General features: G+C 28.1%; 22 protein-coding genes. 18 read left to right on the top strand and 4 right to left on the bottom strand.

Annotated features, from left to right (window positions below):
• Positions 1–11: 11 nt before the first annotated feature.
• From B3086_RS11510 to B3086_RS11485, 6 genes are all read left to right on the top strand, one after another.
• Positions 12–488 carry an NUDIX hydrolase gene (locus tag B3086_RS11510; protein WP_346846513.1) on the top strand — a complete coding sequence of 159 codons (477 nt, stop codon included), beginning with the start codon at positions 12–14 and terminating at the stop codon, positions 486–488.
• Between the two features lie 83 nt (positions 489–571).
• The gene (locus tag B3086_RS11505) at positions 572–1,612 is read left to right on the top strand and encodes a S66 peptidase family protein (RefSeq protein WP_346846898.1); all 1,041 of its coding nucleotides are present in this window, start codon (positions 572–574) and stop codon (positions 1,610–1,612) included.
• Positions 1,613–1,616: 4 nt separating this feature from the next.
• Positions 1,617–2,147 (top strand): 2'-5' RNA ligase family protein, encoded by a 531-nt coding sequence (locus B3086_RS11500; RefSeq protein ID WP_150842363.1) that lies wholly within the window; start codon positions 1,617–1,619, stop codon positions 2,145–2,147.
• A 159-nt stretch (positions 2,148–2,306) separates the two neighbouring features.
• Positions 2,307–2,846: a 2'-5' RNA ligase family protein gene (locus B3086_RS11495; protein ID WP_346846514.1), complete on the top strand. Its 540-nt coding sequence runs from the start codon at positions 2,307–2,309 to the stop codon at positions 2,844–2,846.
• Positions 2,847–2,882: 36 nt separating this feature from the next.
• A complete protein-coding gene (locus B3086_RS11490) occupies positions 2,883–3,422 on the top strand; it encodes a DUF402 domain-containing protein (protein ID WP_346846515.1) in 540 nt (179 codons plus the stop codon).
• A gap of 265 nt (positions 3,423–3,687) precedes the next feature.
• Entirely contained in the window at positions 3,688–4,212 is a 525-nt protein-coding gene (locus B3086_RS11485) for a biotin transporter BioY (RefSeq protein ID WP_346846516.1), read from the top strand.
• A gap of 58 nt (positions 4,213–4,270) precedes the next feature.
• On the opposite strand, the gene B3086_RS11480 is transcribed toward B3086_RS11485, so the two are convergent.
• The gene (locus B3086_RS11480) at positions 4,271–4,534 is read right to left on the bottom strand and encodes an ATP cone domain-containing protein (RefSeq protein ID WP_150842366.1); all 264 of its coding nucleotides are present in this window, start codon (positions 4,532–4,534) and stop codon (positions 4,271–4,273) included.
• Between the two features lie 247 nt (positions 4,535–4,781).
• On the opposite strand from B3086_RS11480, the gene B3086_RS11475 reads away from it, so the two are divergent.
• Entirely contained in the window at positions 4,782–5,705 is a 924-nt protein-coding gene (locus tag B3086_RS11475; RefSeq protein WP_346846517.1) for a DMT family transporter, read from the top strand.
• Positions 5,706–5,783: 78 nt separating this feature from the next.
• On the opposite strand, the gene B3086_RS18035 is transcribed toward B3086_RS11475, so the two are convergent.
• Positions 5,784–6,335, bottom strand: a complete 552-nt coding sequence (locus B3086_RS18035) for a metal-dependent hydrolase (RefSeq protein WP_414632290.1) — start codon at positions 6,333–6,335, stop codon at positions 5,784–5,786.
• A 333-nt stretch (positions 6,336–6,668) separates the two neighbouring features.
• On the opposite strand from B3086_RS18035, the gene B3086_RS11470 reads away from it, so the two are divergent.
• From B3086_RS11470 to B3086_RS11450, 5 genes are all read left to right on the top strand, one after another.
• Positions 6,669–8,672 (top strand): S9 family peptidase, encoded by a 2,004-nt coding sequence (locus tag B3086_RS11470; protein ID WP_346893409.1) that lies wholly within the window; start codon positions 6,669–6,671, stop codon positions 8,670–8,672.
• A 44-nt stretch (positions 8,673–8,716) separates the two neighbouring features.
• Positions 8,717–9,058, top strand: coding sequence for a hypothetical protein (locus B3086_RS11465; protein WP_346846519.1), 342 nt, complete (start codon positions 8,717–8,719; stop codon positions 9,056–9,058).
• Positions 9,059–9,150: 92 nt separating this feature from the next.
• Positions 9,151–9,630 (top strand): peptide deformylase, encoded by a 480-nt coding sequence (gene def / locus B3086_RS11460; protein ID WP_035133709.1) that lies wholly within the window; start codon positions 9,151–9,153, stop codon positions 9,628–9,630.
• 358 nt (positions 9,631–9,988) lie between these two features.
• Positions 9,989–10,381 carry a hypothetical protein gene (locus B3086_RS11455; RefSeq protein WP_346846520.1) on the top strand — a complete coding sequence of 131 codons (393 nt, stop codon included), beginning with the start codon at positions 9,989–9,991 and terminating at the stop codon, positions 10,379–10,381.
• A gap of 6 nt (positions 10,382–10,387) precedes the next feature.
• Positions 10,388–10,954 (top strand): flavodoxin family protein, encoded by a 567-nt coding sequence (locus B3086_RS11450; protein WP_346846521.1) that lies wholly within the window; start codon positions 10,388–10,390, stop codon positions 10,952–10,954.
• On the opposite strand, the gene B3086_RS11445 is transcribed toward B3086_RS11450, so the two are convergent.
• Positions 10,951–11,145, bottom strand: coding sequence for an aspartyl-phosphate phosphatase Spo0E family protein (locus tag B3086_RS11445; RefSeq protein WP_035133703.1), 195 nt, complete (start codon positions 11,143–11,145; stop codon positions 10,951–10,953). The two genes, B3086_RS11450 and B3086_RS11445, sit on opposite strands and share 4 nt — an antisense overlap.
• 346 nt (positions 11,146–11,491) lie before the next feature.
• Here B3086_RS11445 and B3086_RS11440 point away from each other — a divergent pair, with 346 nt between their 5' ends.
• From B3086_RS11440 to B3086_RS11430, 3 genes are all read left to right on the top strand, one after another.
• Positions 11,492–11,692, top strand: coding sequence for a DUF896 domain-containing protein (locus B3086_RS11440; RefSeq protein ID WP_035133744.1), 201 nt, complete (start codon positions 11,492–11,494; stop codon positions 11,690–11,692).
• Between the two features lie 62 nt (positions 11,693–11,754).
• The gene (gene hprK / locus B3086_RS11435) at positions 11,755–12,666 is read left to right on the top strand and encodes an HPr(Ser) kinase/phosphatase (RefSeq protein ID WP_035133701.1); all 912 of its coding nucleotides are present in this window, start codon (positions 11,755–11,757) and stop codon (positions 12,664–12,666) included.
• A gap of 205 nt (positions 12,667–12,871) precedes the next feature.
• Positions 12,872–14,278, top strand: a complete 1,407-nt coding sequence (locus B3086_RS11430; RefSeq protein ID WP_414632287.1) for an aminopeptidase — start codon at positions 12,872–12,874, stop codon at positions 14,276–14,278.
• Positions 14,279–14,540: 262 nt separating this feature from the next.
• Here B3086_RS11430 and B3086_RS11425 read toward each other — a convergent pair whose 3' ends face one another.
• On the bottom strand, positions 14,541–15,005 hold the full coding sequence (locus B3086_RS11425) for a DUF4883 family protein (protein ID WP_346846523.1): 465 nt from the start codon (positions 15,003–15,005) through the stop codon (positions 14,541–14,543).
• Positions 15,006–15,185: 180 nt separating this feature from the next.
• Between B3086_RS11425 and B3086_RS11420 the strand changes: the two genes are divergently transcribed.
• The 3 genes from B3086_RS11420 (at position 15,186) to B3086_RS11410 (ending at position 18,495) form a co-directional block, all read left to right on the top strand.
• Positions 15,186–15,395, top strand: a complete 210-nt coding sequence (locus tag B3086_RS11420) for a DUF3006 domain-containing protein (protein ID WP_346846524.1) — start codon at positions 15,186–15,188, stop codon at positions 15,393–15,395.
• Between the two features lie 243 nt (positions 15,396–15,638).
• On the top strand, positions 15,639–17,333 hold the full coding sequence (locus B3086_RS11415; RefSeq protein WP_346846525.1) for a [Fe-Fe] hydrogenase large subunit C-terminal domain-containing protein: 1,695 nt from the start codon (positions 15,639–15,641) through the stop codon (positions 17,331–17,333).
• On the top strand, positions 17,326–18,495 hold the full coding sequence (locus B3086_RS11410; protein WP_346846526.1) for a SpoIIE family protein phosphatase: 1,170 nt from the start codon (positions 17,326–17,328) through the stop codon (positions 18,493–18,495). Before B3086_RS11415 ends, B3086_RS11410 begins: the two co-directional genes overlap by 8 nt.
• Positions 18,496–18,517 lie beyond the last annotated feature (22 nt).

The following is an 18,517-nucleotide window of genomic DNA, read 5'->3' as shown; positions in this document are numbered from 1 at the left end:
GGAGTGGAATAATGAAAGTTAATTTTTATAAATTTAGCGAAATAGATGATTATAAATTGAAATTTGCAGTAATAATGGCAAGATATATGAATCAATGGATATTTGTAAAGCATAAAGAAAGAGATACTTGGGAGATTCCAGGAGGACATAGAGAAGAGAATGAAAGTATAAAGGATACTGCAAATAGAGAATTGAGAGAAGAAACAGGAGCTATAAAATTTAAACTTAATCCTGTAAATATATACTCTGTTGTAAGGGAGAGTAATGACACTGATGAATATGATGAATCCTATGGGGCACTTTTCTTTGCCGATATTGAGGAGTTAGGTGAACTTCCTAACTTGGAAATTAGGGAAATTTGCTTATTCGATAATCAACCTAAAAATCTTACTTATCCATCAATACAGCCTCATTTATTTAATAAAGTTTGCAGAATATATACTTTAGATGATGGAGCAAGTATAAATAAACCTATAAGCATTAGGTAGGAGGGAGTTAAAAAATGGGAAAAAACTTTGAAGATGTGTTAAAATCAGATTATAAAAACAATGAAGGAAATGATTTAAACTCCATGGGACTTAAAAAACCCATTATGTTAATGGAAGGAGATAAAGTTGCAACTATAAGTCTATCTTGGGGCGGAGCAGGAGATGAAAATATTCTTTGGAGATATGAAGTTGGGAAAAAAAGACTCCAAGAAGATTTTGGGCTTCAAGTTATTGAAATGAAGACAACTCTTAAGGGTACAGAATATGTATACAATAATCCAGAAGAACGGGCAAAGGATTTGATGGAAGCTTTTAAAGATCCTTCGATTAAAGGTATTTTTTCTTGTATCGGGGGCGATGAAAGCATAAGAATTTTACCTTATATTGATTACGAAGTAATAAGAAATAATCCCAAAATCTTTATTGGTTATTCTGATAGTACAGTTACACATTTTATATGTATGAAAGCTGGAATTTGTAGCTTTTATGGACCTGCGGTACTTTCTGAATTTGCAGAAAATATAAAAATGTTTGACTATACTAAGTTTTATATAAATAGAGTATTATTTACTAATGATGTTATTGGTAATATTAGACCATCAGAAATTTGGACAAGTGAACATCTACCTTGGCAAATAGAGAATAAATTTATTCCAAGAAAAGTAAATAAAAATATGGAATATGAAATATTACAAGGAAGTGGAAAGGTTCAAGGACATTTAATAGGTGGTTGTATTGATGTATTAGAAATGTTAAAAGGAACTGAAGTATGGCCAAGTAGTGACAAGTGGAAAGATGGAATATTGTTTTTGGAAACATCAGAAGATAAACCAGAACCTACTTATGTGGAATATTGGCTACGAAACTATGGAGCTCAAGGAATTTTACAAAATATAAATGGAATAGTTTTTGGAAAACCTTATGATAATGTTTATTATAATGAGTATAAGGAAGCTTTTATTAAGGTCATAAGAGATGAATTGAAACTAAAAGATTTACCAATACTATTTAATGTGAATTTTGGACACACAGCACCTATGATTACAATTCCTTATGGAGCAAAAGCTGAAATAGATTGTGAAGAGAAGGGTTTTTCAATAATAGAAAGTGGAGTTAGGAAGTGATAAAATGAGATACGTTATTGTTTCCGTTATAAAGGGAGAAGCAGGAGATTTTAACAATAATCTTAGAAAAGAAGTTTATGATAAGTTTAAGGCTAAGTCTTCAAAATTACCTGCACATTTTACTATAAAAGCCCCCTTTGAATATGATGGAGATATTAAAGAACTAGAGAAATCTATAGAAAATTATTGTATATCTCATAAAAGAGAGCCTTTAGAGATTAACGGTTATAATCACTTTGATGATAGAGTGATATATATGGATATGATAATGAGTGAAGAGGGAAAGGCTCTTCACGATGAATTAATTAGTAAAATGAGTAGGATTCCTTATATTGAATTTACTAATAAAGATGGTAAGGATAAAATATTTCATATTACCATAAGTTCAAAAAGAATAAAAACCATATATTATGATCTTTGGAATTATGTAAATAAGTATCCATGCAATTTTCATGGCTATTTTGATAATGTATGTATTTATAGGTGGGAGACTAATACTTGGGTATTACATAGAGAGTATCTTTTCCAAAAGTAAAATAATATAATAACTACTAAGTGATAATTTAATATCAATAGTTGTTATAGAAAATTAATATAGATATAGTTATATATATAATTAAAATTACAATAAATTTTTAGTTTATGCTAGAATAAACTTTATATATTTATAATATATATCTGGATAGGAGTAGCTATGGGTAATGATATAAAAAGATGTATAATGATATTTCCAGAGTTTCAAAATATAAATACAATTAATGAAATAAGAGAAACTTATGATCCTTTTGTAAATAATGTGAGCCCTCATATAACGTTAGTCTTTCCTTTTGAAAGTAAAATTAAAGAGTACCAATTGAGGAATTGGATGAATGAAGCATTAAAGGGTGTAAAGCCCTTTAATGTGGAACTTGAAGGAATAATAAAAATTAGCAGTGATTCAAGTTTATATTTATGTTTAGAGGTAAAGAAAGGCAAAGAAGAAATAAGAGAAATTCACAGTAGATTATATGATGGAATACTTAAGGCGTATAAGCCACAGTGGTTAAGTCAGATTGAATTTATACCACATATGACTATTGGTAAATTTAGTTCTGAGGAAGAGCTAAATATTGCTTATAAAAAAATTGGAAACGTGAGAGAAAAGTTTTTTTCTAAGGTGGACAAGATATCTGCAGAAATTGTAGTTAAAAATGACAGATCGATTAGGGAAATAGAGATTAATTTACAAGAGTAGATTATATTAATAAGCATTATAAGGAGACGATATATAATGAAGAGAAGATTTGCTAATAAGCCAGATTGGAGTAGAGTATTAAGGAAAGAGTTTAAAATTGAATTCATAGATAATGAAGAGTTAAGAGGATATATATCAAGTATCCATATGAAAGAGATAACAGAACCCTTAATTATACAAACTAAGGGTGTGGATTATTGTATTGTGGATAAGGAATATTCTTGGATTCAGTATTTTCCAGAAAATAAAAACTATGTATTAACAGTTATGATTGATGAAAAACACAATATAATTCAATGGTATTTTGACATTTCAGAAAAATATGAACTTACTGAGGATGGAATACCTTTTTATGATGACTTATTTTTGGATATAGTAGTGTTAACTACAGGAGAAGTAATTTTATTAGACGAAGAGGAATTAGAAGAGGCTTTAAATAATAAGGAAATAACAGAAAAACAATATGGAGATGCAAAAGAACAGGCTAAGGAACTTATTGTATGGATAAATAAAAACTTTGAAAAATTATATGAACTTACTAAGAAATATTATAACCATTTACAAAGTATTTCTTAGGAAATATATTACATATAAGAAATGTTTTGTATAAGATACCTCTGAGCATGTTTCAAACAAAGTTGAACATTTCATAAGGATTAGTGTAATATTTTTTAGTATAGGTACAATTTAAAAAATCCACAAAAGAAATTGTAAACCTAATCTTAATAAAAAGATTACAATTTTCGCAAAAGCTATAGAAATGGATGTACACATATGTTAATATATGAGGGAATAAATATTTGAAATAAATATAATAAGTATTAATATTGGAGGTACAACATTGAAAATTACAACTAAGAACATTATATTATGCGCTATTTTTGCTGCATTAACAGCTATTCTCTCACAAATATCAATACCACTGCCATTTACTCCTGTTCCTATAAATCTTGCTATGATATCAGTTTTTATTGCAGGAGGTTTGTTAGAAACTAAGATAAGTGCAATTAGTCAATTGGTATATGTAATAATTGGAGCTATCGGAGTTCCTGTTTATGCAAACTTTACAGGGGGGCTTGGAATTCTAGTTGGTCCTACAGGGGGATATATAGTAGGATATATTATAACTACAATTATAATTGGAGTTATAGTTAAAAGGTTAGGGAACAGTATATATTCTTATACAGTGGCTATGGTAGTAGGTATCTTAGGATGTTACTTCGTAGGAACAGTATGGTTTATGCATATAATTCAAAGTGGACTAATAGAGGCGTTGCTTATGTGTGTAGTACCATTTTTAATTGGAGATATATTAAAAATCATTTTATCAGCTTTCTTAGTTAAAAAGTTAAAAAAATATGTATAGAGGATTAATAAAAGCACGGTAGATATTAACTACTGTGCTTTTTATAACTGATTTAGGATTAAAGTATATTTAGCATATATGACTTAGCTATGTTTTTATATCCATATTTAATTAATGCTTCTACTACAATACTTCTTACTTCATAACCAGTAGTTATTTCTCTAGATAAAGATATTAAGATTGACTCTACATCTGAAACAATTAGTTCTAGTTCTTTAGAGTTAAGTTGAATATCTACATCAGAGCCAGCATTTTCAACACTAGTTTTAATTTTTGATGGTTCAAAGGAAACAACATTTCCATTCTTCTTTATAAATTTCATTTAAACGCCTCCTTACTATAGTTATTATTCACACATAAGTTTATTTATAGTAATTATACACTTAAATATATAATAATAACATATATTTAAGTAATAAAATTGTAGTACTAATAAAATTTTATTTAAAAGAGGAATAATGAAAAATTTGTAGAATTTAATAAGTATATGTTAAAAAACATATAGATTATTCATTATGAGAAATAAATTTTCTCATAATGAAAAAGGTTTAAATTGAAAGGGGATTATTATGACTAAGACTCAACTAAAAGCAAATATTTTACTTCTACTTACAGCTGCAATATGGGGGTTAGCATTTGTAGCTCAAAAGGTAGGAGCAGAACATGTAGGGGCTTTTACATATAATGGTATTAGGTTTGCCCTTGGAAGTATATCGTTGATACCGTTAATTTTATTTTTAAATAAGAAAAAGGGGGAAAATGAGAAAACCAAAAATAATGATAGAGATTCTTTAAAACTTACAGTTAAAGCTGGGATAATTGCGGGTTGTGCCTTGTTTATAGCAACAAGTCTTCAGCAAATGGGAGTTATGGGTACAACTGCCGGAAAGGCTGGTTTCATTACTGGACTCTATATGGTTATAGTTCCTATATTAGGATTATTTTTAAAGCAAAAGGTTAATAAAAGTACTTGGCTAGGAATAGTTATAGCAATTATTGGATTATATTTATTAAGTATTAATGAAGATTTTTCTATATCAAATGGTGATTTATTAGTATTAATAGGATCTGTAGGATGGGCTGTACATATTTTATTAATTGACAACTTTACTAAAAAAATAGATCCATTAAAGTTATCAAGTGTACAATTTGCTACATGTTCAATTTTAAGTTTAGTAATGGCTATTATATTTGAAGATATTAATATGGTAGGGATTTCTGGAGCTATGGTATCAATATTATATGGTGGGCTTTTATCTGTAGGAGTTGCATATACTCTTCAAGTAGTAGCACAAAAAAATGCAAAACCGTCACATGCAGCTATACTTCTTAGCATGGAATCTGTATTTGGTGCATTAGGAGGTGCTATGTTCTTAGGAGAAAGAATTGGTGCTAGAGGCTTAGTTGGATGTATACTTATATTTATAGCTATAATAATTTCTCAACTAAAGCCTTCAGAAAAAGGTTCAAAAGATATGGTAGAAAATATTTAATATTATATTAAAGCTTGTACTATAGCTACTGCAATTATGAATGTAGTAGATTATAATACAAGCTTTAATCATAGTAGGTTATGGTAGAAAACAAATATAAATTTTATAAATATAATATGATAATGGTAGTAAATATAAAATCTTTAATATTTTATTAAAGATTTTTTCACCTATTGAATTAGTTTTAAGATTAAGGAAATTAATATTAATTTTTAGTGGAAATAATAATTCTACACCTTGGTGAGTAAATAAATCTAGAAATATATGTGATGCATACCCAAACCAAAAGCCATAGCATAATATTTCTATTACCACATTCCAGTTGCTTATGTAAATAAAAAAAATATAAACTATATATAATACTATTAAACACAGTAAACTATGAGTAAAACCTCTGTGTTTAAATTTTTTACCTAAGGATTTTGAAATTAATGGATATCTTTTACTTATATAAGAACTTTTAAGATCTATATCAGGAAAGAGTGCTCCAATATTTACTGCACGAAAATATAAAATTATCAATAATAACTGATAAATTAATAAGTAATTGTTTAAGTTCTTTAGGACCATTGGGTAAATAGTTATAACTCCAATTAAAAATCCACCAGATTCATGTGTTTGTTTTGTCATTTTTTCACCTGTCATCTTTTGTTTTACTACTAATTATTAAAGCTATAATATCTGCTCAGTAGTTAAATACATTATATATTAATTATAGGGTTACGTACATATGTTTTTGTGATATGTATGATAAAATTTTGATAATGGAACTATATTAATCAAGTAAGTGAAATTTAAAAAAGATATTTCCTTTACTGTTCTACAAGGAGTAAAGCTGTACAATGATTAATTGGTTTAGTTTAAGAAAAAAATAGTGAAGTATGTTAATAAGGTATACTATAATAATTACAATGAAGTTAAAATATGGTATAATTATTTTAATATGTAATTGGGGGGAGCGTTATGAAAAACATTCAACTAGAAGATTTTACAAAATATAACTTTTTATCATCTCTAAACTTTTCACCAAAGGGAGATACTGCTTGCTTTGTAGTGTCTAATTGTAATTTAGAGGATAACACATATGATTCTAATTTATGGCTTTATGATTTAACTTTGAATAAGTATCATCAATTGACTGCTTTTAATAAAGAAAGAAGTTATATATGGCTCCAAGATAATGAGACTATATTATTTCAAGGAGTAAGAGATAGTAAGGATAAAAAGAAACTTGAAGATGGTGATGAATTTACTCAATTCTACAAGTTAAATATCCGTGGTGGAGAAGCTGTTAAGGCTTTTAAAATCCCTATGTTAGTTGAAACTATAGTTGAGGTGGATGAAGATACATTCCTATTCACAGGGATTCATAAAGTTGGGAGAAAAAGTTTAATTGGACTTTCTGACGCTGAAAAAGTTGAGGAATTAAAGTCTAGAAAAGAAGAGAAGGACTATGAAGTTTTAGATGAGATTCCATTTTGGAGCAATGGTGGTGGATTCACTAATAAAAAGAGAAGTGGATTATATAAATATGTAGTAAGTACAGAGGAGATAAACTTAATAACTGATGAGTATACTTCGGTTATGTCATTAGAATTAAGTGAAGATAAAAGTAAGGTAGTATTTGTTGCAAGCTCCTATAAAGATAAGGCAGCAATTAATGATGAGCTATATATTTATAATATTAAATTAGATGAGCTTTCTTTAATTAACGGAGAAGAAAAATTTTCTTATAGCTATGTAAATTTCATGGATGAAGAGAAATTAATAGTACTTGGAAGTGATATGCAAGAATATGGAATTAATGAAGATGGTAGATTCTACCTAATAGATATAAATACTAAGATTAAAACCTTATTAACTCCAGATTTTGATAAAAGTACATGGAACTCTGTAGGTTCAGATTGTAGATATGGAGGAGGAAAATCTATTGTAAGAGATAGTAAATACTTATATTTTATAACTACAGAAATAGATAGTTCTTATATAAATAGAATCAATATAGATGGAAATATAGAAAAAATATGTTTTAATAAAGGGTCTGTAGATTGTTTTGATGTTAAGAATGGTAGTATATTATTTATAGGCCTTAGAAATCAAAAATTACAAGAAATATATTCTTTAAAAGATGGTAGCGAGTGTGAAATTTCAAAATTTAATCAGTGGATTCATGATGAATTAAAAATCTCGAAACCAGAAAGAGTTGAGGTTGAAACAGAACCAGGTGTTGTAATAGAAGGATGGGTATTAAAACCTGTAGACTTTGAAGAAAATAAAAAATATCCTGCTATTTTAGATATTCATGGTGGACCTAAAACTGTATATGGTGAAGTTTTTTATCATGAGATGCAACTTTGGGCTAATATGGGGTACTTTGTATTCTTTTGTAACCCAAAGGGTAGTGACGGTCATGGGAGAGCTTATGCAGACATTAGAGGGAAATATGGAACTATTGATTACCATGATATAATGACTTTTACAGATATAGTTTTAGAGAAGTATAAAAATATTGATGTAAACAATGTAGGGGTAACTGGTGGGTCTTATGGAGGATTTATGACTAACTGGATAATTGGTCATACTGATAGATTTAAAGCTGCAGCATCTCAAAGAAGTATATCTAACTGGATTTCTAAGTTTTGCACTACAGATATAGGGTTCTATTTTGTAGATGATCAAAATGGTGGGACTCCATGGAGTAATGTGGATAAGTTATGGTATCATTCACCGCTTAAATATGCAGATAAAGTTAAGACACCAACTTTATTTATACATTCAGAAGAAGACTATAGATGTTGGTTAGCTGAAGGTATACAGATGTTCACAGCTTTAAAATATCATGGAGTTGAAGCTAGACTTTGCATGTTTAGAGGAGAAAACCATGAGCTTAGCAGAAGTGGAAAACCAAAGCATAGAATAAGAAGAATTACAGAAATAACAAATTGGTTTGAAGAACATCTAAAATAATTGTATGAATTATAAATGAAAAAATTCAGAATAGGAGGAGTAATATGGCTATGACTTTTAAACTTATATCCTTGATTTTAATAATAATCTATGGTGGATTATCTATGTTTGCTTGTGCTATGGCCATCAAAGAAAGTAGAGAAAGTATTTTCCCTAATTTATTGATGATTATAGGAAGCGTAGCTATTTTACTTGCTTCTATTACACAGTTTAAAAGTGGAAGTAATATGTTATATATACTTTTGTTAGGATTGATATCAATACATGTAGCTGCAATAATTCATGGATATAAATTATTTAATAAGCTGAATTTAAAACATCATATACTAAGGGGATGTATTTCTTTGATAATTTTAATATGCTATTATGTAGGTTATTTTTCTTAGTATTTTAGTAAGATACTAAAAACATAGGATGAAAAATATATAAAAATATGGTTTAATATACTTATGAAAGAATATGAAAGGGGTAACTTAAGATGGCAGTAAAGAAGATAGTTCAATATGGAGATGAACATTTAAAAAGGGTTAGTGATACTGTAGTTGAGATAAATGAAGAAATAAGAGATTTAATTCAAGATTTAAAGGATACATTATCAACGGTTGAAGGTATTGGACTTGCAGCTCCACAAATTGCTGTAAATAAAAGAGTTATATTAATTGACTTAACGCCTGATAATTCTTCGCCTTTAATACTGATTAATCCTAAAGCTATTAAAGTATCTAAAGAAACAGCTAGAGATTATGAGGGATGTCTTAGCTATGTGGGATATGAAGGATTGGTTGAAAGACCTACAAAAATGATAGTTGAAGCATTAAATGAAAATGGTAAACTTATAAAGTATGAAGTAGAAGATTTTATGGCAAGAGTTTTTTGTCATGAGATGGATCATTTAGAAGGAATTCTTTATATGGAAAAAGCTGATGAAATGTATGAATTAGTGGAAGGTAAAGAATAAAAGTTATTTATTGGTAATGTGAAAATAGATGGAACTGTTAAATGGTTATTTATAAATATAACCTTTTAACAGTTCTTGTTTATTTTGTGAATTTAAAGTTATTATAAATAACTTTAAATAGGCTATTTAAAAACTTTCATATAGATTTATACTAAAATTTAGATTATTATATAATAAAGGTAAAATTTAAGCTTTATTATATAATAAGTGAAAGTATATAATATAAAGAAATACATAAACAAATATTAATTTATAAATTTAGTGAATTAAAGAAATCTTGCATATAGAGACTTAGAAATGCAAAAATTAAGTAAATGTAGTAGAAATATAATAAATAAAAATAAAGGAGTACTATACTATGAATAAACAAGAAATTATAGAGATTTTAGAGGATAATGCTTTAGAAAATATTACAGAAGTAAAAAAGCATGATCACTGCTTCATAATTAAATTTTCTTACGAATTTGACGAGTTAGAAATTGAAGGAGCTAGAGAATTTGCCAATGAAGATTGTGAGGAAAAAAGAGAAGGAGAACAATGGTATGAAGAGTATTTTCTACCTTATTTAAATGATACTGCAATAGATAATATTAATGACATAGTAGATGAAATTTCAGAGGAGTATGATTTAGATTATGAAATGTTGTCTTATGAGCTTTCAGAAGAGGATTATGATTCAATGAATTTTTTAGTTGCATTTTATAGAGAAGTTTTACCTGTAGATATTGATGAATTAATTATGGAGTTATAATTAATTATGAAAAAAATAATTATAATAAATGGTTCTCCCAATAAAGAAGGTCACACAAATAAAATAGTAGATTCAATTTTGGAAGGTATTAATCCCAACGTGGAAATAAAGCATATTAATTGTTATGATATGAATATTAATCCATGTATTGATTGTAAATATTGTAGTAAAGTATTAGGGGAGTGCTCAATTAAAGATTCTATGACGGATATTTATAAACATATACAAGAATGTGATATAATAATTTTAGCATCTCCTATGTATTTTGGTATGTTTCCATCACCATTAAAATCATTGATAGATAGGTGTCAAGTGCTTTGGAGTAAAAAGTTTATTTTTAAACAAAATACAAAAGAACGAAAACAGGGTATATTTATATTTAATGGGGGCAGTTCCTGGAATAATATGTTTAACCATATGGAAACTATAGGTAAATATTTTTTTAATACCCTTAACTGTGATATTTTATTTAAACTATATATAGACAATACAGACATAAATTATAATTATATTAATAAACATTATGATGATATTTTAAAATGTCAAAACATGATAAATGTGGAAGTAAATTAGGCTAATTTCTTATGTTTTTTATCATTATTAGAATTATTACTCATCTTTTGATATTCTACGATATATTCATCTAAATGTTGAGAGCATATTACAACAATGTTATCTGTAGGTCTCTTAAATCTAAGCAGTACATGTAGTAGTAGTTTAAAAGATTTAATTTTTTGATTTAGGAATTTAAATTTTAATAACATACCATCACATCCTTAAACTTTATATTTTTATTTTAACAGAGATATAGCATAATGTTAATGATTATTAATAGTCAAATTCATATTAAGTTTTACAAAAATCACCATAAAAGCGATAAATATATCATAAAAAACTTATAAGTAAATATATGAAGATGACTTAAAGCCATTTCTCGGATATCGAAGTAAATATAATAATACACTTTGCGACATGTAACAAATATAAATTTAAAATAATTAAAAAAATACCTATAAATAATACTATAATTCACATCATAGTAATTATTTGGGGGGAGTTATTATATAATCGTATAATAGACTATTAGGAGGAAAAATGAATAAAGAATATATAAATATTGATAATATGAAAATAGAAGAAGTTATTGAGGAAATAAATTTTTTATATAAAAAGAGCCAAGAATCTGGTTTAACAGAAGCTGAAAAAAATAGACAGCAAGTTTTGAGAAGAAGGTATATAGATAATGTTAAAAGAAATTTTAAGGCTCAAATTAGTGGATATAAACCTGTAGACCCAAAACATAATAATTAGTAAAATAGAATTTAAGTAATCAATAATTATAAATGCAAGATATGAGGTAGGGGAGGCGTAAGATGGGAGTACAAGTTTTAGATTTAGTTAACAACTATAATTTAGAGGTTTTGGTAGAAGGAGATTTAGAATCTAATATTGTGGTAAGTGAGATAAATAGGCCTGGATTACAATTTGCTGGTTTCTATGATTATTTCGATAATAAGAGAATTCAAGTTGTAGGTAAAACTGAGTGGAGTTATCTAAAGTGTCTTGATCCAGAAGTAAGGATACGTAGAATAAAAAAATACTTTTCTTTCCCAATACCTGGAGTAATAATTACAAGTGGATTAAAAGTACATGATGAATTTTTAGAAGAAGCAAGAAATAAAAATGTTACTGTTCTCAGAAGTATTGATAAGACTACAAAATTCATTAATAGGGTTAGTAATTTTTTAGACTCAGAGTTAGCTCCAGAAACTAGGCTTCATGGTGTTTTAGTAGATGTGTATGGAATTGGCATATTGATTATAGGAGAAAGTGGAATAGGAAAAAGTGAAGCAGCATTGGAGCTTATTAAAAGAGGTCATAGGCTTGGAGCTGATGATGCAGTAGATATTAAAGAAATAGATGGAAAGTTATATGGTTCTTGTCCTTATATAACTACAGGAATGCTTGAAGTTAGAGGTATGGGAATTATTGATTTATCAGCAATTTATGGTAGTAGCTGTATAGTTTCTCAAAAAAATATCAACTTAGTTATTTCTTTAGTTAACTGGGACGTAAATGATAAATATGAAAGACTTGGAGTAGATAAAGAGTATATGGAGATACTAGGGGTTGAGGTAGAGAAAATAGTATTACCTTTAAAGCCAGGGCGTAACATAGCAGTTATAATCGAAGCTGCAGCAGCTAATTTTAGATATAATGCCACATCAAATTGTACTGCGGTAGAAACAATTGAAAAGAGAATCATGGATAGTCAAAATCCTTAAGAGTTTTAGTGCGAAAAATATAATTTAAAGAATAATTTTATAAAAATTTTAAGTTGTATTAGGCACTTACTTATAAAGTTTACTGTAATAAATTTAAATATAGTATACATTTGAAATTTTCACAAATTTAAATTGTAAATCAATTTGAGTTGAGTTAATATAAAAGTATAATTATATGACTATGATTTTATTGGGAGGGATTTTAGTGGAAGATTTAAAAAAATTAGAAAAGAAATATGAATTGGTCTGGGATAAATACGGAAAGGAAGACCTTGATAAGGCATTCGAATTATCAGATAGATATATAGATTTTATGTCAAAGTGTAAAACTGAAAGAGAATGTGTTACTGAATTCATAGAAATGGCAGAAAAAGACGGATATTTAGATATAAATCAGTGCATAGCTGAAGGAAGAAAGCTTAAAGCTGGAGATAAAGTTTATGCTAATTGCATGGGAAAAACTCTTGCATTATTCTTAATAGGAACAGAACCTATAGAAAAAGGTTTTAAAATATTAGGAGCACATGTTGACTCACCAAGACTTGATCTAAAGCAAAATCCATTATATGAAGATTCAGATTTTGCAATGCTTAAAACTCATTACTATGGAGGAATTAAAAAATATCAGTGGGTTACTATACCTCTAGCAATTCATGGTGTTGTGATTAAAAAAGATGGAAGTGTAGTAAACATAGTTATAGGTGAAGATGATAGGGAGCCAGTAGTAGGAATATCAGATTTATTAGTTCACTTATCTGCAGATCAAATGGCTAAGACATTAGCTAAAGGAATCGAAGGCGAAAGTTTAAATGTATGTGTTGGATCTATACCAGTAGAAGATAAAGAAGCTAAAAATAGAGTTAAACTTAACATATTAAGACTTCTTAATGAAAAATACGGAATTACAGAGGAAGACTTTGTATCAGCAGAGCTAGAGGTTGTTCCAGCAGGAAGAGCTAGAAGTTATGGTTTAGATAGTTCAATGGTTATGGCCTATGGTCATGACGATAGAATATGTGCATATACTTCTTTTGAAGCAATGATGAAAATTAAGAGTACAGATAAAACTTGTATCACATTACTTGTAGATAAAGAAGAGGTTGGAAGTCAAGGTGCAACAGGAATGCAGTCAAGATTCTTTGAAAACACTGTAGCAGAACTTGTAAACCTTGTTGAAGATTATAGTGAACTTAAAGTTAGAAGAGCACTTGCAAATTCTAAAATGCTTTCTTCAGACGTAAGTGCAGCTTTTGATCCAAATTATCCATCAGTAAGTGAAAAGCAAAATAACGCATTCTTCGGTAAGGGTGTGGTATTCAATAAATATACTGGAGCAAGAGGAAAAGGTGGATGTAATGATGCAAATCCAGAATTTATTGCTCAATTAAGAAGAGTAATGGATAAGCATAATGTTTATTGGCAAACATCAGAACTTGGAAAAGTTGACCAAGGTGGCGGTGGTACTATAGCATACATTCTTGCTGAATATGGAATGGAAGTTATAGATTCAGGTGTAGCTCTACACAATATGCACGCGCCATGGGAAATTGCAAGTAAAGCAGACATATATGAAACTTGCAGAGCTTATGAGGCATTTTTATTAGATATCTAATTTAAATATTTATATAAACAGAGTTCTTTGCTTCAGAGGGAGTTTTTACACTCTCTCTGAAGGTTACTAGCAGAATTCTTAGTATCAGTATTTTCGATACTTAGAATTCGTTGTCCTTTAGGGGAAATCGTTATCCAGGGACGTACCAGCTCTTTACACCTACTTTGAAGAAGAGGGTAGTATTAGAGCTGGTAGTCATAGGATAAGATATAAAAGGTAGAAGAAATATTCTTCTGCCTTTTATATTTTCTTTTATTGCTAACTATTCTTCTGTAAAGTATTTACAAATACCATATAAGTTATAGGAAATTGGCACTTCAGTAATGTTTAAGTAATCAACTTCATATTTACCATCCCAATCATAGATAGATATATATTTTTCGTTAAATATAGTTATGCCATATTTTTTATTTGGGAATTCAATATATACTTTATATTTATAAGATTCAGGTAAATCATTAGGTTTTTTTATGAAATAGCTTTCATCTAAGGAATTTAAAAAACTAACAATATCTTTAGATTCTGTAGAAGGAAAATCAAATTCTTTAAAAAATTCTTTATAAAATACAGAAATACGCGTTGGCTCTGATTTATTAAGATTTGTTACTAGTTCTTGAGTATAATAATCAAGATATGTTTTTTCTTTATTTAGTGATGACTTTACCCTTGTACAGCCAGTGGTTATTGTTATAATAATAATAAATAAAATTAAAAATTTCTTTTTCAAAATATCAACCCCTCTATTCCTTATAAATTATGAAAGTTAAGGTGTAATTATTACTACTAATAAGAAAAAATACTAGGTATAATATGTATAAATAAAAATGCAATATTTGTATTATAAATATTTACCATTTAATTATAAAAATTATGTTTATATTAATAATAGTATAAAAGGAGGAAGGTTATGATAATTATAGATAGGTTTGAAGAAGAGTACGCTGTATGTGAAAAGGAAGATATGGAAATGGTAAATATACCAATTATATATTTACCAAAGGGCGTTAAAGAGGGAGATTGTATGGATTTAGTTAATGATAAATATATTATTAATAATAAAGAGACGGAAAAACTTAAGAAAGAAATTGAAAAACTTACAGATAATATGTGGATATAATAGTGTTAATTTAATCAAAAAGATATGTTAAGCATATCTTTTTTTATGGAAAACAATATACTTCATACATATATACACTAAGAAAATAAAATTATAGAATATATTTTAGCACTTGGAATTTGAGCCTTAGTTAGAATTGACAATTATACTATTCGGCTATACAATTGAGTTGTTAAAACTTTATCAAATTGATATTGTTAAATAGTTTACATTATTTATTTTATGATAGGGGATAGATTTTCCATGGGTATACTGAAATTTAAAAAAGCTAATTGTAAGAACTGTTATAAATGCATTAGAAATTGTCCTGTTAAAGCTATAGAGGTAAAAAATCATCAAGCTCAGATTATTGAAAGAGATTGTATTTTATGTGGTAATTGTATGGTTGTTTGCCCTCAGAATGCCAAAGAAGTTCGTAATGATGTATTAACTATAAAGAATTTGATCAGGGATGGGAAACAGGTTATTGCTAGTATAGCGCCTTCTTATATTTCAAATTACAACGTTACTCAGTTTTCACAATTTGCTAATGTGCTAAGAAAGCTTGGATTTAGTAATGCTTTTGAAACGGCAGAAGGAGCATACATAGTCAAAAGTGAATATGAAAATTTGATTAAAAATCATTGGAAAAATATAATTATATCTTCATGTTGTCCTACGGTTGTTAAATTAGTTCAGAAGCATTATCCAGAAGCGGTAAAGTATTTAGCACCTGTAATTTCACCAGTGCAAGCTCATAGTAAGTTATTGAAAAGTAATATAAAGGATGCTATTGTTGTGTTTATTGGTCCATGCATATCTAAAAAAGAAGAATGTGGAAGTGGAGAAGAATACAATGATATAACCATTACTTTTGAAGAACTAGATATTTGGATAAATGAAGAAGGATTAAAATTTGAAGATAATATAAACATAGATAAAAACACTTATGTTTCAAGATTATTCCCCATAACTGGAGGAATTTTGAATACAATGAATAAAAGTTCTGAGTATAGATATATTGCTATTGATGGTCTAGATAATTGCATAGAAACCCTAAAAGAAATAATTAATAATAATCTAGATAATTGTTTTATTGAAATGAGTGCGTGTAGTGGTAGTTGTATAAATGGACCAGCATCATCTCATAACAAAGCCCTACGGATATCTTCAATGAATAAGGTAGAAAGTATAGCATTGAATGAATGTAATCCTACTGATTTTGATTTGAAATATAGTATTGATACAAGTAGAAGAATTACAGATGAACAAGTAGTTGTTCAATCTCCTAGTGATAGGGAGACTAGCAGTATATTAAGAAAAATGGGGAAAAACAGTATTGAGGATGAATTGAACTGTGGAACTTGTGGGTATTCAACTTGTAGAGAAAAAGCAATAGCAGTAATTTTAGGAAAAGCAGAAATAAGTATGTGTTTACCCTATATGAAGGAAAAAGCAGAATCTTTTTCAGATAAGATTATAAGTGTTACACCTAATGCTATTCTTACTGTAGATACTAATTTAAAAGTTCAACAGATTAATAAATCAGCTTGTGATATATTTGAAATTCAAAATTCCAGAGATATTATTGGTTTTTCAGTATCTAGAATTTTGGATGAATTTGATTTTATAAAGGTAATTAGCAAAGAAGAGAATGTAGCGAATGAAAATGTTTACTTACCTGAATACGGTAAGTTTGTTAAACAGAATTTTATATATGATAAAAATAGCGGAATTGTTATTTGTATAATGAAGGATATAACTAAACTAAAACTAAAAAGAGAGAAATTAATTAAAGAAAAGACACATAGAGCAGAGATAACTGATAAAATTGTTGAAAAGCATATGTGTATTGTACATGAGATTGCATCATTACTTGGAGAAACAGCCGCTGAAACTCAAGTAGCACTTACAGACCTTAAAGAAGCAATACTTATGGAGGAAGAGGATTATGACTAATTTGTTTTTGGAAAGCGGATTTGCAAGCTTTAACAAACATGGTGAATCTATCTCTGGAGATTTTTATACTACACTAAAAGGTAAAGATAAGACCACATTTGTATTGTCTGATGGGTTGGGAAGTGGTATTAAGGCTAATATACTAGCAACTTTAACATCAAAGATATTAGGCACCATGATGGCTAGTAATATGTCTATAGAGGAAAGCGTATATACAATAGCTAAAAGCTTACCAATTTGCAAAGTTAGAAATATGGCATATTCAACTTTTACTATACTTCAAATTTATCAACGAGGTGATGCATATTTAGCACAATTTGATAATCCGTCGGTAATTTTAATTAGAGAAGGGAAAAACGTTGTATATGATTCAATGTGCAAAGTTATATATGAAAAAGAAATATATGAAAGCAATATTAAGCTTTATATAGGAGATATGATAATACTTTTAACTGATGGAGTTACAAGTGCTGGTCTTGGAAGAACTACAAAAAATGGGTGGAGAAGAGAAAGTGTTATAGAATACGTTCAGAGATGGTACACTCCAGAAATGTCACCACAAAGGATGGCAGCAACCATAGCAAATGCATCTATGGATTTATATTTAAATTCCCCAGATGATGACATAACCGTTGCTGTGTTTAAAATTTGTGAGAGAAAAGTAGTAAATCTTATGATAGGTCCACCAGAGCATAAAGAAGATGATAATAAGGTATTAAAACTTTTTTTTTCAAGAAAAGGTAAGAAGATAATTTGTGGAGGAACTACGGCTAAGATAGTAAGTAGATATTTAAATAAACCTATTGTAATAAACAATAATACATGCAATGAGGAGACACCATCAACTGCGTGTATTGAAGGAGTAGATTTAGTTACAGAAGGAGTTATAACTTTGGAAAAAGTTTTAAATATTGCTAAACAATATAGTGTTACATCAAATATATCCTTAGATTTAAGAAATAAAATAGACGGAGCTTCCATGATAGCAAAAATTTTATTTGAAGAATCAACTGATATAAATTTTTTTATAGGGAATGCAATAAATCCTGTTCATGATGATTCCAATAGTCATATTAGTTATACTATAAAATTAGGAATAATAAGAGAATTAGAAAAGATACTTAGTAATATGGGTAAAAATGTTAAAGTGAGTATGTGTTAAAAAAGAGTTTAAAAGAAGAAAA

The organism is Clostridium sp. UBA871, assembly GCF_002295255.1.
Classification (GTDB): Bacteria; Bacillota; Clostridia; order Clostridiales; family Clostridiaceae; genus Clostridium_J; species Clostridium_J sulfidigenes.
This window is presented reverse-complemented; position numbering and strand designations above follow the sequence as displayed.

What these genes read in the sequence shown, in the direction of transcription:
- B3086_RS11510 (WP_346846513.1), top strand. Translation starts at nt 12, where the DNA reads ATGAAAGTTAATTTTTATAAATTTAGCGAAATAGATGATTATAAATTG.
- B3086_RS11505 (WP_346846898.1), top strand. Translation starts at nt 572, where the DNA reads ATGGGACTTAAAAAACCCATTATGTTAATGGAAGGAGATAAAGTTGCA.
- B3086_RS11500 (WP_150842363.1), top strand. Translation starts at nt 1,617, where the DNA reads ATGAGATACGTTATTGTTTCCGTTATAAAGGGAGAAGCAGGAGATTTT.
- B3086_RS11495 (WP_346846514.1), top strand. Translation starts at nt 2,307, where the DNA reads ATGGGTAATGATATAAAAAGATGTATAATGATATTTCCAGAGTTTCAA.
- B3086_RS11490 (WP_346846515.1), top strand. Translation starts at nt 2,883, where the DNA reads ATGAAGAGAAGATTTGCTAATAAGCCAGATTGGAGTAGAGTATTAAGG.
- B3086_RS11480 (WP_150842366.1), bottom strand. Translation starts at nt 4,534, where the DNA reads ATGAAATTTATAAAGAAGAATGGAAATGTTGTTTCCTTTGAACCATCA.
- B3086_RS11475 (WP_346846517.1), top strand. Translation starts at nt 4,782, where the DNA reads ATGACTAAGACTCAACTAAAAGCAAATATTTTACTTCTACTTACAGCT.
- B3086_RS18035 (WP_414632290.1), bottom strand. Translation starts at nt 6,335, where the DNA reads ATGACAAAACAAACACATGAATCTGGTGGATTTTTAATTGGAGTTATA.
- B3086_RS11470 (WP_346893409.1), top strand. Translation starts at nt 6,669, where the DNA reads ATGAAAAACATTCAACTAGAAGATTTTACAAAATATAACTTTTTATCA.
- B3086_RS11465 (WP_346846519.1), top strand. Translation starts at nt 8,717, where the DNA reads ATGGCTATGACTTTTAAACTTATATCCTTGATTTTAATAATAATCTAT.
- def (WP_035133709.1), top strand. Translation starts at nt 9,151, where the DNA reads ATGGCAGTAAAGAAGATAGTTCAATATGGAGATGAACATTTAAAAAGG.
- B3086_RS11455 (WP_346846520.1), top strand. Translation starts at nt 9,989, where the DNA reads ATGAATAAACAAGAAATTATAGAGATTTTAGAGGATAATGCTTTAGAA.
- B3086_RS11450 (WP_346846521.1), top strand. Translation starts at nt 10,388, where the DNA reads ATGAAAAAAATAATTATAATAAATGGTTCTCCCAATAAAGAAGGTCAC.
- B3086_RS11445 (WP_035133703.1), bottom strand. Translation starts at nt 11,145, where the DNA reads ATGTTATTAAAATTTAAATTCCTAAATCAAAAAATTAAATCTTTTAAA.
- hprK (WP_035133701.1), top strand. Translation starts at nt 11,755, where the DNA reads ATGGGAGTACAAGTTTTAGATTTAGTTAACAACTATAATTTAGAGGTT.
- B3086_RS11420 (WP_346846524.1), top strand. Translation starts at nt 15,186, where the DNA reads ATGATAATTATAGATAGGTTTGAAGAAGAGTACGCTGTATGTGAAAAG.
- B3086_RS11415 (WP_346846525.1), top strand. Translation starts at nt 15,639, where the DNA reads ATGGGTATACTGAAATTTAAAAAAGCTAATTGTAAGAACTGTTATAAA.
- B3086_RS11410 (WP_346846526.1), top strand. Translation starts at nt 17,326, where the DNA reads ATGACTAATTTGTTTTTGGAAAGCGGATTTGCAAGCTTTAACAAACAT.